The following is a 16,361-nucleotide window of genomic DNA, read 5'->3' as shown; positions in this document are numbered from 1 at the left end:
TATAATTGCGGCCTTCCTTTCGCCCCACGTCGCCACCTCGCGCGACTCATCGACGTCAGTCCAGCCCATGGCTCACTTCTCGTGTTTTCCCGGCGCTTCGGCCCTCTCCGATTTCCGTCAAACCCGTCTGCTCGACACGCTCAAGCAAATCGACGCCAACATCGTCGCGGTGCGCGGGCAGTTCCTGCACTTCGTCAATGCGGCCGAGCCGCTGTCGGCCGACGACAGCGCGCGCATCGACGCGCTGATGCACTACGGCGCGCCGTTCGAGCCGGCGGCCGAGAAGGGCACGGCCGAGACCTTCGTCGTGCTGCCGCGCTTCGGCACGGTCTCGCCGTGGGCGAGCAAGGCGACCGACATCGCGCAGCACTGCGGCCTCACGCAGGTGCGCCGCATCGAGCGCGGCGTCGAATTCACGGTCACCCTGAAGTCGGGCCTGCTCGGCGGCAAGAAGGCGCTGTCGGACGACGCGCGCGCAGCCGTCGCGGCCGCACTGCATGACCGGATGACCGAAAGCGTGGTCGCGGCACGCGACGACGCGAAGCACCTGTTCGACGAACTGCCGGCCAAGCCGCTCGCGAGCGTCGACGTGCTGGGCGCCGGCCGCGGCGCGCTCGAGCGTGCGAACGTCGAGCTGGGCCTCGCGCTTGCCGACGACGAGATCGACTACCTGGTCGACGCGTTCCGCAAGCTCGAACGCAACCCGACCGACGTGGAACTGATGATGTTCGCGCAGGCGAACAGCGAACACTGCCGTCACAAGATCTTCAACGCGCAGTGGACGATCGACGGCGAAGCGCAGGACATGTCGCTGTTCGCGATGATCCGCAACACCGAGAAGCTGAACCCGCAGGGCACGATCGTCGCGTATTCGGACAACTCCTCGATCATGGTCGGCGCCGAAGCCGAGCGCTGGTTCCCGCGCAATACCGGCGGGGCCGGCGAGCCGGGTGAACGTTATGGCCGCCACACCGAGCTCACGCACACGCTGATGAAGGTCGAGACGCACAACCACCCGACGGCGATCTCGCCGTTCCCGGGGGCGGCGACCGGCGCGGGCGGCGAGATCCGCGACGAAGGCGCGACGGGTCGCGGTGCGCGCCCGAAGGCCGGCCTCACCGGTTTCACCGTGTCGAACCTCGACCTGCCCGATGCCCGCCAGCCGTGGGAAAACGACCGTGACGCCGCGCAGCCGGTGGCCGAGCGCAACCCGAACGATGTGCACGGCCCGTACGGCCGCCCCGACCGCATCGCGTCGCCGCTGCAGATCATGATCGACGGCCCGCTCGGCGGCGCCGCGTTCAACAACGAATTCGGCCGTCCGAACCTCGGCGGGTATTTCCGCGTGTACGAGCAGAACGTCGGCGGGAAGGTGCACGGCTATCACAAGCCGATCATGATCGCGGGTGGTCTCGGCAACATCGCCGACCAACATACGCACAAGCACGACGTGCCGGCCGGCTCGCTGCTGATCCAGATCGGCGGCCCCGGCATGCGGATCGGGATGGGCGGCGGCGCCGCGAGCTCGATGGCGACCGGCGCGAACACGGCCGAACTCGACTTCGACTCGGTGCAGCGCGGCAACCCGGAAATCGAGCGTCGCGCACAGGAAGTGATCAACGGCTGCTGGCAGCTCGGCGCGGAAAACCCGATCCTGAGCATCCACGACGTCGGCGCGGGCGGCCTGTCGAACGCGTTCCCCGAGATCGTCGACGGTGCGGGCAAGGGCGCGCGCTTCGAGCTGCGCAAGGTCGCGCTCGAGGAATCGGGCCTGTCGCCGCGCGAAATCTGGTCGAACGAAGCGCAGGAGCGCTACGTGCTGGCGATCGCGCCGGCCGACCTGCCGCGCTTCGAGGCGATCTGCGCCCGTGAGCGTTGCCCGTTCGCGGTGGTCGGTGTCGCGACCGACGAACGCCAGCTGAAGCTCGTCGACGACGAAGCGACGGGCGCTGACGAATACCCGGTCGACATGCCGATGGAAGTGCTGCTCGGCAAGCCGCCGCGCATGCATCGCGACGTCACGCGCGTGACGACGGAGCGTGCACCGGTCGACGTGACGGGCATCGCATTGTCGGCGGTCGCGATCGACGTGCTGAAGCACCCGACGGTCGGCAGCAAGTCGTTCCTGATCACGATCGGCGACCGCTCGGTCGGCGGCACGTCGGTGCGCGACCAGATGGTCGGTCCGTGGCAGGTGCCGGTGGCCGACTGCGCGGTCACCGCGCTCGACTACGCGGGCTTCAAGGGCGAGGCGATGACGATGGCCGAGCGCACGCCGCTCGCCGTGATCGACGCGCCGGCATCGGGCCGCATGGCGGTCGGCGAGGCGATCACGAACATCGCGAGCGCGCCGATCGCGTCGCTCGACAAGCTGAAGCTGTCGGCGAACTGGATGGCGGCATGCGGCACTGCCGGCGAGGACGCCGCGCTGTTCGACACGGTCAAGGCGATCGGCATGGAGCTGTGCCCGGCGCTCGGGATCGGCATCCCGGTCGGCAAGGATTCGCTGTCGATGAAGACGAAGTGGGACGAGCAGGGCGTCGCGAAGGAAGTGGTGTCGCCGGTGTCGCTGATCATCTCCGCGTTCGCGCCGGTCGAGGACGTGCGCCGTCACCTGACGCCGCAACTGCGTCGCATCGCCGACGCGGGCGACAGCGTGCTGATCGCGATCGATCTCGGCCGCGGCAAGAACCGGATGGGCGGCAGCATCTTCGCGCAGGTCACGCAGCAGGTCGGCGACACGACGCCGGACGTCGACGATGCGGAAGACCTGAAGCGCTTCTTCAACGCGATCCAGTCGCTCAATGCGCAAGACAAGCTGCTGGCATACCACGACCGCTCGGACGGCGGCCTGTGGGCGACGGTGTGCGAAATGGCGTTCGCGGGCCACGCGGGCGTGTCGCTGAACGTCGACATGCTGACGCTCGACCCGAATCACGAATCCGACTACGGCGACGCGAAGGACTGGGCGAAGCAGACGAGCGGCCGCCGCGAGGATCGCACGCTGCGCGCGCTGTTCTCCGAGGAACTCGGCGCCGTCGTGCAGGTGCGTGCGACCGATCGCGACGCGGTGCTCGGCGCGCTGCGCGAGTTCGGCCTGTCGGCGTGCTCGCACGTAATCGGCTCGGTCAACGATCGCGACGTGATCGAGGTGTACCGCGACGCGAAGAAGATCTTCGACGCACCGCGCATCGAACTCCATCGCGCATGGAGCGAAGTGAGCTGGCGCATTGCACGCCTGCGCGACAACCCCGCCTGCGCGGATGCCGAATACGACGCGCTGCTCGACGCGGCCGATCCGGGCATCTCGCCGGTGCTGAGCTTCGATCCGGCCGACGATATCGCCGCGCCGTTCATCGCGACGGGTGCACGGCCGCGCGTCGCGATCCTGCGCGAGCAGGGCGTGAACTCGCATCTGGAAACGGCCTACGCGTTCGACCGCGCGGGCTTCGATGCACACGACGTGCACATGAGCGATCTGCTCGCCGGCCGTGCCACGCTCGCCGATTTCGCGGGTGCGGTCGCATGCGGCGGCTTCTCGTACGGCGACGTGCTGGGCGCGGGCGAAGGCTGGGCGAAGACGATCCGCTTCAACGCGAACCTCGCCGACATGTTCTCGGCCTTCTTCGCGCGTCCCGACACGTTCGCGCTCGGCATCTGCAACGGCTGCCAGATGCTGTCGAGCCTCGCGTCGATGATCCCGGGCGCGGATGCGTGGCCGAAGTTCACACGCAACAAGTCCGAGCAGTTCGAGGCGCGCTTCTCGTTCGTCGAAGTGGAGAAGTCGCCGTCGATCTTCTTCGCGGGGATGGAAGGTTCGCGGATTCCGGTCGCGGTCGCGCACGGCGAAGGCTACGCGGACTTCTCGCAGCAGGGCGACATCGATCGCGTCGCGGTCGCGATGCGTTACGTCGACCACCGCGGCGAAGCGACCGAGCGCTATCCGTTCAACCCGAACGGCTCGCCGGCCGGCATCACGTCGGTCACGACGGCCGACGGCCGCTTCTCGGTGCTGATGCCGCACATGGAGCGCGTGCATCGCACGGTCGCAATGAGCTGGCACCCGGAAAGCTGGGGTGAAGCGAGCCCGTGGATGCGCGTGTTCCGCAACGCGCGCCGCTGGATCGGCTGATCGGGATGATGTTCGACCCGAACGCGCCGGTCGAGGTCGTCACGCTGCGCGATGAGCGTGCAAGCGAGGCCGACGCGATCGGCCGCGTGATCGTCGCCGCGTTCGCGGGCGAGCCGGAAGGCGGCCAGTTCGAACGGCGGATCGTCGATACGCTGCGTGCCGACGGTGCGTTGAGCGTCTCGCTCGTCGCGGAGCGCGACGGCCGCCTGATCGGGCACGTTGCGTTCTCGCCGGTGTCGATCGGCGGCGAGCCGTCCGGCAGCCAGGGCTGGTACGGGCTGGCGCCGCTCGCGGTGCTGCCCGGTTGCCAGCGGCAGAGCATCGGTGCGGGGCTGGTGCGCACGGGGCTCGACGCGTTGCGCCGGCTTGGCGCGCGCGGCTGCGTGCTGCTCGGCGAACCCGCGTACTACACGCGGTTCGGCTTTGCGCCATCCGGCGACATCGTGTTCCCGGGCGTGCCGCCCGAGTATTTCCTCGCGCTGTCGCTCGACGATTCGGCGCCGCGGCCGTCGGGTGACGTTCGCTATCACGACGTGTTCCATCCTGCGTAGCCTGCTGCGCTTGCGATGCGCGTGAATCCGGCACGGGTAAGGCCGCTCTTTGGAGCGGCCTTTTTCTTTTGCGGGGCTGCAAGCGCATCGTGACGCGTCCGCAGGCAGTACGCGCGGGCAATAAAAAAGCCGCTCCGAAGAGCGGCTTTTCGATGCGCGTGCGACGCGTGCCGGCGTTACTTGACAGTTGCCTGCTGGCGCAGACCTTCCTCGAACGCCTGCAGCTTCTGCTGCACGAGTTGCTGCGCGATCTGCGCCTTCACCTGCTCGAGCGGCGGCGGGGCGATGTCGCGGATGTCGTCGACACGGATGATGTGCCAGCCGAACTGGGTCTTCACCGGCGTGTCGGTCATCTGGCCTTTCTGCAGCTTCTGCGCGGCCGCCGCGAATTCCGGCACGTACGCCTTCGGGTCGGACCAGTCGAGATCGCCGCCGTTCTTGCCCGAACCCGGATCCTTCGAGTATTGCTTCGCGAGATCCTCGAACTTCGCGCCGGCCTTGATCTTCGCGATCAGGTCCTTCGCCTGCTGCTCGTCGCTGACGAGGATGTGGTGCAGGTGGTATTCGCGATTGCCGCCGGCGCCCTTGACGAGGTCGTCGTAGCGCGCCTTCACTTCGGCGTCGGTCGGCTGGTTCTTCTTCAGGAAGCTCTCGATCATCGAGCGCAGCACGACGGTCTGCTGCGCGACGGCGACCTGCGCCTTCACGTCCGGACGGTTCGGGATGCCTTCACGGATCGCTTCCTGCATCAGGATTTCGCGGTTCACGAGTTCCTGGCGCACGGCCTGCTGCAGTTGCGGGCTGTCGGTCTGGCCTTGCTGGACGAGCTGAGCAACCATCGCGTCGGCGCGCGACTTCGGAATCGGCGTGCCGTTGACGACGGCGATGTTCTGGGCAAATGCCGGTGCCGCTGCAAAAGCAGCCGCCGCGACCCACAGGCGGGGGGATTTCAGGATCATCGGGAATTCCTAATGAGACTAGATTGAAGATTCGTTGAATTCTTCGGGCGTGTAAGCCACGATCGCGAGCGCGTGAATGCCGCGCTGCATCGCATCAGCGAGCGCATCATACACCAGCCGGTGCCGCGCGACGCGCGGCTTGCCGGCGAAGGCGGCCGACACGATCGTGACCGTGAAGTGGCCGCCGGCGGACGCGCCGGCGTGGCCCGCGTGCTGCGCGCTGTCGTCGCGCACGGTGAGCGACAGCGGGGCGAGCGCCGCGGTGAGGCGCGCTTCGATCAGCGCGATGCGTTCGTCGGGCGATGCGTGGAGAAAGGCGTCCGTCATGTCACTCGTCCTTCAGGTATTTCGTGAGCCACAGGCTCTGCAGGATGATGAATACGACCATCGCGCCCGTCGTGCCGAACAGCTTGAAGTTCACCCATTGCGATTCGGTGAAGTTGTGCACCACGTACAGGTTCGCGACACCGAGCACCGCGAAGAACATCGCCCAGGCGACGTTCAGCTTGTCCCACACGGGGTGCGGCAGCGTGAGCTGCTTGCCCATCATCTTCTCGATCAGGTTGTTGCCGAACGCATAGCGCGCGGCGAGCAGCCCGATCGCAAACAGCCAGTACAGCACAGTCGGTTTCCATTGAATGAATTTCTCGTCATGCAGGACGAGGGTGGCGCCACCGAAAACGACGATCACGCCGAGGCTGACCCACAGCATCGTGTCGACCTTCCGGTGCCGGAAGGCAACCCAGGCGACCTGGGCCAGCGTCGCGACGATCGCGACGGCGGTGGCGGTAAAGATGCCCCAGACCTTGAAGGCGGCAAAAAACAGGATGATCGGAAACAGATCGAACAGGAATTTCATGGCGCTCGCAGCTGCGTGAAAGGCCGCTTGCGCGGCCTTTCACCGTTGTAGGGACCCGCCAGGCACCGCCGGAGCGGATCGGGGCGGTGGCGCGAGGGGCGCCCCGCGGATCCGCCCGGCGCCGCTCATTCGTTTTCGGGTCGGGACTCGAAGTTTAACGCAGCCGAATTGATGCAGTACCGCAAACCGGTCTTGTCGCGCGGGCCGTCCTCGAAGACGTGGCCGAGGTGCGCACCGCAGTGGTTGCAGCGCACCTCGACGCGCACCATCCCGTGCGAGTAGTCGACCTTTTCGTCGATCACCTCACCGTTGAGCGGCTTGAAGTAGCTGGGCCAGCCGCAGCCCGAGTGGAACTTGGCGCCGGACTCGAACAGCGGCGTGCTGCAGACGACGCATTTGTAGATGCCGTCGTCTTCGGTGTCGGTGTATTCGCCGGTGAATGCACGCTCGGTTGCCGCATGCTGCGTGACTTCGTACTGCATCGGCGTGAGCCGGCGGCGCAACTCGGCGTCGTCCTTCTCGTACGGGAAGGTCTTGTCGTCTGAATCGTGGGACATGTGGGGTTCTCCTGATCGGTCGGTCGATACGCGCGGGTCGGGGCTCAGGACGAGCAGCTCACTTCGAGCGACCCGGCCCAGTCGGGCGGCAACGCCGCGTACGCTTCATGCTCCGGTTGTTCGTCGAACGGGCGGCGCAGGATCTGCGCGAGCCGCTCGACTTCCGAAAAATCCTTTTCCTTCGCGCGCCGGATCGCGACTTCGGCCAGATGGTTGCGCAACACGTATTTCGGGTTCACGCGGTTCATCACGGCGGCACGTGCCGCGTCGTCGCGTGTTTCCTCGGACAGCCGCGCGCGGTAGAGGTTCGCCCACGCATCGAACGCGTCGCGGTCGATGAACAGGTCGCGCACGGGCGCGTCGCGGCTCGCGTCGTGCTTCGAGATCTGCGCGAGCCGGCGGAACGTCAGCGTGAAATCCGCGTGGCTCGCATGCATCGTCTCGAGCAGCTTGTTGGCGAGCTCGGCGTCGTTTTCGCGTTCGAGCTCGAGGCCGAGCTTCGCGCGCATCGCACGTTCGAGCGCGGGGCCGAAGCGTTCCGGGAACTTCGCGAGCACGGCCTGCGCGTCCTCCACCGCACGCTCGGCGCGCGCATCGTCGTCGGCGATGCCGTGCTGCAGCCCGATCAGCGGCAGCAGCGCCTGCGCGAGGCAATAGCAGTTCCAGTGCGCGATGCGCGGCTGCATCCGGTATGCGTAGCGGCCGCTCGTATCCGAGTGGTTGCAGATGTGGTTCGCGTCGAACGCGTCGACGAAGCCGAACGGGCCGTAGTCGATCGTCACGCCGAGGATCGACATGTTGTCGGTGTTCATCACGCCGTGGCAGAAGCCGACCGCCTGCCACTGCGCGACGAGGTCGGCCGTGCGCAGCGTCGCGGCTTCGAGGAGCGCGAGGTACGGATCGTCGGCGCGGCGGCAATCCGGATAGAAGCGGTCGATCACGTGATCGGCGAGCTGGCGCAACAGGTCGGGGCGATCGTTCGAGAAGAAGTGCTCGAAGTGGCCGAAGCGCACGAAGCTCTCCGACACGCGCGTGACGACGGCCGACGTCTCGATCTCCTCGCGCACCACCGGCTGGTCGGAACCGATCACCGTCAGTGCGCGCGTAGTCGGGATGCCGAGGTGATGCATCGCTTCCGAGCACAGGAATTCGCGGATCGACGAGCGCAGCACCGCGCGGCCGTCACCCATCCGCGAGTAAGGCGTGCGACCGCTGCCTTTCAGTTGCAGCTCGTAGCGGCGGCCGTCCGTGCCGGTGCACTCGCCGATCGTCAGCGCGCGGCCGTCGCCGAGCTGGCCGGCCCACACACCGAACTGGTGGCCGGAATACACCGATGCATACGGCATCGCGTGCGCGGGCCAGTCGCGCGTCGGGTTGCCGGCGAACAGCTCGGCGAAGCCGGGCTGCGCGGCGATCGACGGCGGCAGGTCGAGCAGTTGCGCGACTTCGTCGGAAAAGCCGACGACGTACGGCGTGGCAAGCGGCGCGGCCGGCAGCCGCGTATGAAACGCGTCGCCGAGCGAGACGAACGCGCCAGTGGCGGGCTCGCCGAGCGTGGCGGCGAGGTCGGGGAGGGTGTCAGCCGGATCGGCTGCGCTTCGGGAAAACGACATGTTGAGCGCCTCTGGGTAAGCCGATATTGTAAGACGGCGCCGCGCCGCCCGCATGGTGGCCCGCGCATCGTGCGCCAAGCCCGTCCGGGGCCGCTGACGGGCGCGCCGCAGAGGCACCGATTCGCATCCTCACGGAGAAAAGACGATGGGTAAGCCGTTGCTGGGCCAGATGATGGACATGCCGTTGCTGGTGTCCTCGCTGATTTCTCACGCCGCGCGGCACGCCGGCGATACGGAGATCGTGTCGAAGCGCGTGGAAGGCGATCTGCATCGCTACACGTACCGCGATTGCGAGCGCCGCGCGAAGCAGCTGGCGCAGGCGCTCGCGCGGCTCGGCGTCGAAACCGGCGATCGCGTCGGCACGCTGGCGTGGAACGGCTACCGGCATCTGGAAGCGTATTACGGGATCGGCGGCATGGGGGCCGTGTGCCACACGATCAACCCGCGCCTCTTTCCCGAGCAGATCGCGTACATCGTCAATCACGCGGAAGACCGCTACGTCTTCTTCGACATCAATTTCGCGCCGCTCGTCGAGGCCATCGCGCCGCAATGCCCGCACGTGAAGGGCTGGGTCGCGATGACGGACGCCGCGCACCTCCCGTCCGGCACAACGCCGTTCCTCTGCTATGAAACGCTCGTCGAAGCGGAGGACGGCCGCTACGACTGGCCGCGCCTCGACGAGCAGCAGGCGTCGGGGCTGTGCTACACGTCGGGCACGACCGGCAACCCGAAGGGCGTGCTGTATTCGCACCGCTCGACCGTGCTGCACGCATACGGCGCCGCGCTGCCCGACGCGATGAACCTGTCCGCGATGGACGCCGTGCTGCCCGTCGTGCCGATGTTCCACGTCAACGCATGGGGGCTGCCGTACGCGGTGCCGCTCACGGGCGGCAAGCTCGTGCTGCCCGGCAAGGATCTCGACGGGAAATCGCTGTACCAGTTGATGGAGGCCGAGCGCGTGACGTTTTCCGCGGGCGTGCCGACCGTGTGGCTCGGCCTGCTCAACTACATGCGCGAGGCCGGCGTGCGCTTCTCGACGCTGAACCGCACGGTGATCGGCGGCTCCGCGTGCCCGCCCGCGATGCTGCGCACCTTCGAGGACGAATACGGCGTGCGCGTGATTCACGCATGGGGCATGACCGAACTGTCGCCGCTCGGCACGCTCGCGAAGCTCAACTGGGCGCAGTCGCAGCGGCCGCTCGACGCGCAGCGCAAGCTGCTCGAGAAGCAGGGGCGCGTGATCTGCGGCGTCGACATGCGCATCGTCGGCGAGGACGGCCACGAACTGCCGTGGGACGGCGTCGCATTCGGCGAACTGCAGGTGCGCGGACCGTGGGTGATCGATCACTACTTTCGCGGCGAGTCGTCGCCGCTGTCGGACGGCTGGTTTCCGACCGGCGACGTCGCGACGATCGACCCCGACGGCTTCCTGCAGATCACCGACCGCAGCAAGGACGTGATCAAGTCGGGCGGCGAGTGGATCAGCTCGATCGACATCGAAAACGTCGCGATTGCGCACCCGGGCGTGGCCGAGGCCGCCTGCATCGCCTGTGCGCACCCGAAATGGACCGAGCGCCCGCTGCTCGTCGTGGTGCCGCGCGAAGGGGCGAACCTGAGCCGCGACGCGCTGCTCGCGTTCTACGAAGGCAAGGTCGCGAAATGGTGGATTCCCGACGACGTCGTGTTCGTCGAATCGCTGCCGCACACCGCGACCGGCAAGCTGCAGAAGCTGAAGCTGCGCGAGACGTTCCGCGACTACGTGTTGCCGACGGCGGTCTGCGAGCCGTAACCCGGGTCCGGGCCGGAAGCGGCTCGTGAGGCGGTCGCCCGATCCGTCCCCGGATCGGGAGAAAAATTCAAATTGAACGACCGTGCTTTTTCGTTGTATGCTGACTCCGTTCATCAGGACATGCGGCTGTTCGACCGCGCACAATGAAGCGCAGCCACCCCGGCGCGCGATGCATGGAGGCAGGCAGATGGCAGTGGATTACTCGACTCGCGACGGCGTGGCCGTCCTTACGCTCAACAATCCGCCCGTCAACGGGCTCGGCCTGTCGACCCGTCAGGGCGTCATGGACGCGCTCGATCGCGCCGCGCAGGATCCGTCGGTCACGGCCATCGTGCTGACCGGCGCGGGACGCGCATTCTCGGGCGGCGCCGACATCACCGAATTCAATACGCCGAAGGCGTTGCAGGAGCCGACGCTGCACACCGTGATCCGCGCGGTGGAGGCGAGCGCGAAGCCCGTCGTCGCGGCACTGCACAGCGTCGTGATGGGCGGCGGCCTCGAGCTCGCGCTCGGCGCGCACTACCGCGTCGCGGCGCCGGGCGCGCAGGTCGCGCTGCCCGAAGTGAAGCTCGGCCTGCTGCCGGGCGCGGGCGGCACGCAGCGCCTGCCGCGTGCGGTGGGGCTCGAAACCGCGCTGAACATGATCGTGTCGGGCGCGCCCGTGCCGTCGGAGCAGCTCGCGAAGAGCGGGCTGTTCGACGAAATGGCCGACGGCGACCTGCTCGACGCGGCCGTCGCGTTCGCCCGCAAGGTCGGTGCGCAGAAGGGGCCGCATCCGCGCGTGCGCGATCGCAAGATCGTCCATGAGAATGCCGCGGGCTTCATCCAGTTCGCGCGGAATTCCGCGAAGGCCGCCGCACCGAATTTCCCCGCACCGCACAAGTGCATCGACGCGATCGAGGCCGGCGTGCTGCACGGCTTCGACAAGGGCAGCGTTGCCGAGCGCGAGGGTTTCGTCGCGCTGATGATGACGCCGGAAAGCCGCGCGCTGCGGCATGCGTTCTTCGGCGAGCGCGCGGCGAGCAAGATTCCCGACGTGCCGGGCGATACGCCGCTGCGCGAGATCCGCCGTGTTGGCGTGATCGGCGCGGGCACGATGGGCGGCGGGATCGCGATGAACTTCGTCAACGCAGGGCTGCCCGTCACGCTGCTCGAGACGAAACAGGACGCGCTCGAGCGCGGCGTCGCGACGATCCGCAAGAACTACGACGCGCAGGTGAAGAAGGGCAAGCTCTCGCAGGAGAAGCTCGACGCGCGCATGGCGCTGATCACGCCCACGCTGTCCTATGACGACCTGAAGGACGCCGACCTGATCATCGAAGCCGTGTTCGAGGAACTCGGCGTGAAGGAGCAGGTGTTCAAGAAGCTCGACGAAGTCGCGAAGGCGGGCGCGATCCTCGCGTCGAACACGTCGACGCTCGACGTCGACAAGATCGCGGCGTTCACGAAGCGTCCGCAGGACGTCGTCGGCATGCACTTCTTCAGCCCGGCGAACGTGATGAAGCTGCTCGAGGTCGTGCGCGGCGCGCAGACCGCGAAGGACGTGCTCGCCACCGTGATGGCCGTCGCGAAGAAGATCCGCAAGACGGCGGTCGTGTCCGGCGTGTGCGACGGCTTCATCGGCAACCGGATGATCGAGCAGTACATCCGCCAGGCGCTCTTCATGCTCGAGGAAGGCGCGCTGCCCGCGCAGGTCGACCGTGCGATCGAGAAATTCGGTTTCGCGATGGGACCGTTCCGGATGAGCGACCTCGCCGGCAACGACATCGGCTGGGCCATCCGCAAGCGCCGCTACGTCGAGCAGCCCGAGCTCCACTACTCGAAGATCGCCGACCGCCTGTGCGAACAGGGCCGCTTCGGCCAGAAGACGGGCGCCGGCTGGTACGACTATGTGCCGGGCGATCGCAAGGCGAAGCCGTCGTCGCTCGTCGACGAGATGGTCGTCGCGTATTCGAAGGAGCGCGGTGTCGAGCGTCGGAAGATCGGCGACGACGAGATCGTCGAACGGCTCGTGTTCGCGCTCGTCAACGAAGGCGCGAAGATCCTCGAGGAGAAGATCGCGTCGAAGGCGTCCGACATCGACATGGTCTACCTGACCGGCTATGGCTTCCCGCTGTGGCGCGGCGGCCCGATGCTGTACGCGGACGTGGTCGGCCTCTACAACGTCGAGCGCGCGATTCGCCGCTACGCGGCTGCACCGAACGGCGACGCATGGCAGCTCGCGCCGTCGATCGCGGAACTCGCGAAGGCTGGCCGCGGGTTCAACGGCTGACGCGCCGGATCGCGGCGCCACGCACACCCGGAGAAACGCAATGAAACGCACTGACGACGTCCTGCTCGTGATTGACGTGCAATACGACTTCATGCCGGGCGGCGCGCTCGCGGTGCCCGACGGCGACGCGGTCGTGCCGGTGATCAACGCGCTCGCGCAACGCTTCGACCAGGTCGTGCTGACGCAGGACTGGCACCCGCGCGAGCACGTGTCGTTCGCGGCGAATCACCCGGGCCGCGAACCGTTCTCCACGCTCGCGCTGCCGTACGGCGAGCAGGTGCTGTGGCCCGTGCACTGCGTGCAGGACACCGAAGGCGCGGCGTTGCATCGCGATCTCGATATCCCGCATGCGCGGCTCGTGATCCGCAAGGGCGGCGACGCGCAGGTCGACAGCTATTCCGCGTTCGTCGAAGCCGACCGCACGACGCGCACCGGGCTCGCGGGCTATCTGCGCGAGCTCGGCGCGAAGCGTGTGTGGTGCTGCGGGCTCGCGACCGACTATTGCGTCGCGTGGTCGGCGCTCGATGCGCGCGCGGCCGGTTTTGAAGCCGCGGTGATCAACGATGCGTGTCGCGCGATCGACCTGAACGGGTCGCTCGCCCACGCATGGCAGCAGATGCAGGCAGCGGGCGTCGCGCATGTGACGTCCGCGGGCGCGCGCCCGGCGGCGTAGCGCATTCCCAATTCGATTCAGGACATGAAGCAGGACCGAAGGAGACTCGCATGACCGAAGCCGTAATCGTATCGACCGCCCGCACGCCGCTGGCGAAATCCTGGCGCGGTGCGTTCAACATGACGCACGGCGCGACGCTCGGCGGCCACGCGGTCGCGGCCGCTGTTGAACGCGCGAAGCTCGACCCCGCACGCGTCGAGGACGTGATCATGGGGTGCGCGAACCCCGAAGGCGCAACCGGCGCGAACATCGCGCGTCAGATCGCACTGCGCGCGGGGCTGCCCGTGACGGTGCCGGGGATGACGGTGAACCGTTTCTGCTCGTCCGGCCTGCAGACCATCGCGCTCGCCGCGCAGCGGATCATCGCGGGCGAAGGCGAAGTGTATGTCGCGGGCGGCGTCGAATCGATCTCGTGCGTGCAGAACGAGATGAACCACCACATGATCCAGGAAGGCTGGCTCGTCCAGCACAAGCCCGAGATCTACTGGAACATGCTGCAGACGGCCGAGAACGTTGCGAAGCGCTACGGCATCTCGAAGGAGCGGCAGGACGAGTACGGCGTGCAGTCGCAGCTGCGCGCCGCGGCTGCGCAGGAAGCCGGACGTTTCCGTGACGAGATCGTGCCGATCACCGTGCTCGCGGGCGTTGCCGACAAGGCGACGGGCCGCCTGTTCACGAAGGAAGTGACGGTCTCGGCCGACGAAGGGATTCGCCCCGACACGACGCTCGAAGGCGTGTCGAAGATCCGCTCGGCCGTGCCGGGTGGCGTGATCACCGCGGGCAACGCGAGCCAGTTCTCGGACGGTGCGTCGGCCTGCGTCGTGATGAGCGCCGACGCCGCGCAACGCGAAGGGCTGCAGCCGCTCGGCGTGTTCCGCGGTTTCGCGGTGGCCGGTTGCGAGCCGGACGAGATGGGCATCGGCCCCGTGTTCGCCGTGCCCAAGCTGCTGAAGCAGGCGGGGCTGAAGGTCGACGATATCGGCCTGTGGGAGCTGAACGAAGCGTTCGCGGTGCAGGTGCTGTACTGCCGCGACACGCTCGGGATTCCTGAGGATCGTCTGAACGTGAACGGCGGCGCGATCGCGGTCGGCCATCCCTACGGTGTGTCGGGCGCACGCCTGACGGGCCATGCGCTGATCGAAGGCAAGCGGCGCGGCGTGAAGTACGCGGTCGTCACGATGTGCATCGGCGGCGGGCAGGGCGCGGCCGGCCTGTTCGAAATCCTCTGATCTTTGGCACGGAGCGGCCGCGGTTTCGCTTCGGCGAGACAGGCGGCCGCGTCGCGAATCGGCGCGACTGATCCGCCATTCGAAACAATCGGGAAGCAAAAGGCATGCGCCCGGCAATGCCGTTTCCCCTTACTTGTCAAACGAATTGCCCCACCTATACTTGCTCTGACATTTGCCTTTCGGCACGATGGGCCGGATCGTGCGTCGTGCGATCCGTGCCGCGAAGGTTCGAACCAACGCAGCAGACCGACCGGGGACCGAATGAGTACGACCTATGCAGCCGGGGAACCGCCGCGCGTCGTCAGCGCGGCCGCAAGGCTCTACGCGAAATGCCTGCTGGTCGGATTCGCGTTGCTGCCTGCCTATCTGATCGCCTATCTGTGGTTCTTCAGCGATCCGCACGTCGTGTTCGAGAACCACGCGTTCCATGAAATCGCGATCGCGGCCGCGACCCTCGAAGGCGCGTTCGTCACCTACGTGACGTGGGTCTGCTACCGCTCGTCCGGCGAGCCGCTGCTGCGCTGGCTGACACTCGGCTTTCTCGGCTTCGCGATGATCTATGCGCTGCACGGTGCATTCACCGGGATGGCGCATCACAACATCTGGCTGTTCCTGCTGTACGGGCCCGCGTCGCGGCTCGTGATGTCGATCCTGCTGCTCACGGGCCTGCTGTCGTATTCGCGTCCGCCCGATCGCTTCGAGAAGCGCACGAGCGTGCGCACGTGGCTGCCGTGGATCGTGTTCTTCGTGATCGTCAACGTGGCCGTGGCGTACATCGCGTATTCGCCGGTCGCGGGCGCGCCGGGCACGCGGCTGTCGATGGAAGGCGGCGCGCTCCTGTTCTCGCTGCTGAACGTCGCCGTGCTGCTCGCGCGGCGGATCCGCTCGCCGCTGATGGTGATCTACGGCGTGTCGATCATGGCGTTTGCGCTGTCGTCGCTCGCATTCATTCTCGGCAAGCCGTGGAATCACATGTGGTGGCTCGCGCATGCGATTTTTGCCGGCGGCTTCTTCCTGCTCAGCTACGGCGTCGTGCAGGCGCTGCAGACGACGCGCTCGTTCTCGGCGATCTACAGTCAGGAAGACCTGATGAGCCGGCTGTCGGAATCGATGGCGCGTACCGAAAGCGCGCTGCAGGAGCTGCGGCGCACGAACCAGAAGCTCGAATACATGGCCGCGACCGATCCGATGACGGGGGCGTCGAACCGCCGGCAGTTCATCGCGCAGGTCGAGCGCGAGATGGTGCGGGCCGAACGCGACGGCACGCCGTTTTGCCTGCTCGCGCTCGATCTCGACAATTTCAAGAACATCAACGATGCGTACGGGCATCAGATCGGCGACGAGGTGCTGCGCGGCGTCGTGCGCCAGTGCCTCGACGCGATCCGGCCGGCCGGCGGGCTCGCGCGGGTCGGCGGCGAGGAGTTCATGGCGCTGCTGCCGGACATGCCGCTCGAAGGCGCACGGATGACCGCCGAGCGCGTGCGCTCGTCGATCGCGAGTTCGCCGTTCGGGCTCGATTTCAAGCGCGTGCAGGTGACGGTCAGCGTCGGCGTTGCGCAATACGGGCCCGACGGCAGCACGGTCGATGCATTGCTGCGCGTGGTCGACGAACGGTTGTACCAGGCGAAGCGGGAAGGGCGGAACCGGGTCGTGGCGCGGTGACGCGGGTTTGCGCGGCACGCGGACATCGGTGAGCGGACGCGGAACATTTGGCAACCCGGGCGTAC

General features: G+C 67.3%; 12 protein-coding genes. 7 read left to right on the top strand and 5 right to left on the bottom strand.

The window, feature by feature from the left end:
- The first annotated feature begins 67 nt into the window (after nucleotides 1-67).
- Nucleotides 68-4,132, top strand: a complete 4,065-nt coding sequence (gene purL, locus CFB50_RS10645; RefSeq protein WP_089445811.1) for a phosphoribosylformylglycinamidine synthase — start codon at nucleotides 68-70, stop codon at nucleotides 4,130-4,132.
- 5 nt (nucleotides 4,133-4,137) lie between these two features.
- Nucleotides 4,138-4,683 (top strand): GNAT family N-acetyltransferase, encoded by a 546-nt coding sequence (locus tag CFB50_RS10640; protein ID WP_089446086.1) that lies wholly within the window; start codon nucleotides 4,138-4,140, stop codon nucleotides 4,681-4,683.
- 176 nt (nucleotides 4,684-4,859) lie between these two features.
- On the opposite strand, the gene CFB50_RS10635 is transcribed toward CFB50_RS10640, so the two are convergent.
- The 5 genes from CFB50_RS10635 to CFB50_RS10615 form a co-directional block, all read right to left on the bottom strand.
- Complete coding sequence (locus tag CFB50_RS10635) at nucleotides 4,860-5,642, bottom strand: peptidylprolyl isomerase (protein WP_069248208.1); 783 nt, start codon at nucleotides 5,640-5,642, stop codon at nucleotides 4,860-4,862.
- An 18-nt stretch (nucleotides 5,643-5,660) separates the two neighbouring features.
- Nucleotides 5,661-5,969: a BolA family protein gene (locus CFB50_RS10630; RefSeq protein ID WP_021163397.1), complete on the bottom strand. Its 309-nt coding sequence runs from the start codon at nucleotides 5,967-5,969 to the stop codon at nucleotides 5,661-5,663.
- A 1-nt stretch (nucleotide 5,970) separates the two neighbouring features.
- Nucleotides 5,971-6,501: a septation protein A gene (locus CFB50_RS10625; protein ID WP_069248207.1), complete on the bottom strand. Its 531-nt coding sequence runs from the start codon at nucleotides 6,499-6,501 to the stop codon at nucleotides 5,971-5,973.
- 125 nt (nucleotides 6,502-6,626) lie between these two features.
- The gene (gene msrB / locus CFB50_RS10620; RefSeq protein WP_046545914.1) at nucleotides 6,627-7,058 is read right to left on the bottom strand and encodes a peptide-methionine (R)-S-oxide reductase MsrB; all 432 of its coding nucleotides are present in this window, start codon (nucleotides 7,056-7,058) and stop codon (nucleotides 6,627-6,629) included.
- 44 nt (nucleotides 7,059-7,102) lie between these two features.
- Nucleotides 7,103-8,671, bottom strand: coding sequence for a protein adenylyltransferase SelO (locus CFB50_RS10615; RefSeq protein WP_089445810.1), 1,569 nt, complete (start codon nucleotides 8,669-8,671; stop codon nucleotides 7,103-7,105).
- Between the two features lie 145 nt (nucleotides 8,672-8,816).
- Between CFB50_RS10615 and CFB50_RS10610 the strand changes: the two genes are divergently transcribed.
- The 5 genes from CFB50_RS10610 to CFB50_RS10590 all read left to right on the top strand — a co-directional run bounded on the left by CFB50_RS10610 (nucleotide 8,817) and on the right by CFB50_RS10590 (nucleotide 16,296).
- Nucleotides 8,817-10,460, top strand: a complete 1,644-nt coding sequence (locus tag CFB50_RS10610; protein ID WP_069248205.1) for a 3-(methylthio)propionyl-CoA ligase — start codon at nucleotides 8,817-8,819, stop codon at nucleotides 10,458-10,460.
- A gap of 187 nt (nucleotides 10,461-10,647) precedes the next feature.
- Nucleotides 10,648-12,732: a 3-hydroxyacyl-CoA dehydrogenase NAD-binding domain-containing protein gene (locus CFB50_RS10605; protein ID WP_089445809.1), complete on the top strand. Its 2,085-nt coding sequence runs from the start codon at nucleotides 10,648-10,650 to the stop codon at nucleotides 12,730-12,732.
- Nucleotides 12,733-12,772: 40 nt separating this feature from the next.
- Nucleotides 12,773-13,405, top strand: coding sequence for a bifunctional nicotinamidase/pyrazinamidase (gene pncA / locus CFB50_RS10600; RefSeq protein ID WP_089445808.1), 633 nt, complete (start codon nucleotides 12,773-12,775; stop codon nucleotides 13,403-13,405).
- Nucleotides 13,406-13,455: 50 nt separating this feature from the next.
- Nucleotides 13,456-14,634 (top strand): acetyl-CoA C-acyltransferase, encoded by a 1,179-nt coding sequence (locus CFB50_RS10595; RefSeq protein ID WP_069248202.1) that lies wholly within the window; start codon nucleotides 13,456-13,458, stop codon nucleotides 14,632-14,634.
- 261 nt (nucleotides 14,635-14,895) lie between these two features.
- Entirely contained in the window at nucleotides 14,896-16,296 is a 1,401-nt protein-coding gene (locus CFB50_RS10590) for a sensor domain-containing diguanylate cyclase (RefSeq protein WP_069248201.1), read from the top strand.
- Nucleotides 16,297-16,361 lie beyond the last annotated feature (65 nt).

It is taken from the genome of Burkholderia sp. AU33423 (genome assembly GCF_002223135.1).
GTDB lineage: Bacteria > Pseudomonadota > Gammaproteobacteria > Burkholderiales > Burkholderiaceae > Burkholderia > Burkholderia lata_D.
The sequence above is the reverse complement of the archived record's forward strand: the minus strand, read 5'-3'. Positions and strand labels throughout refer to the sequence as shown.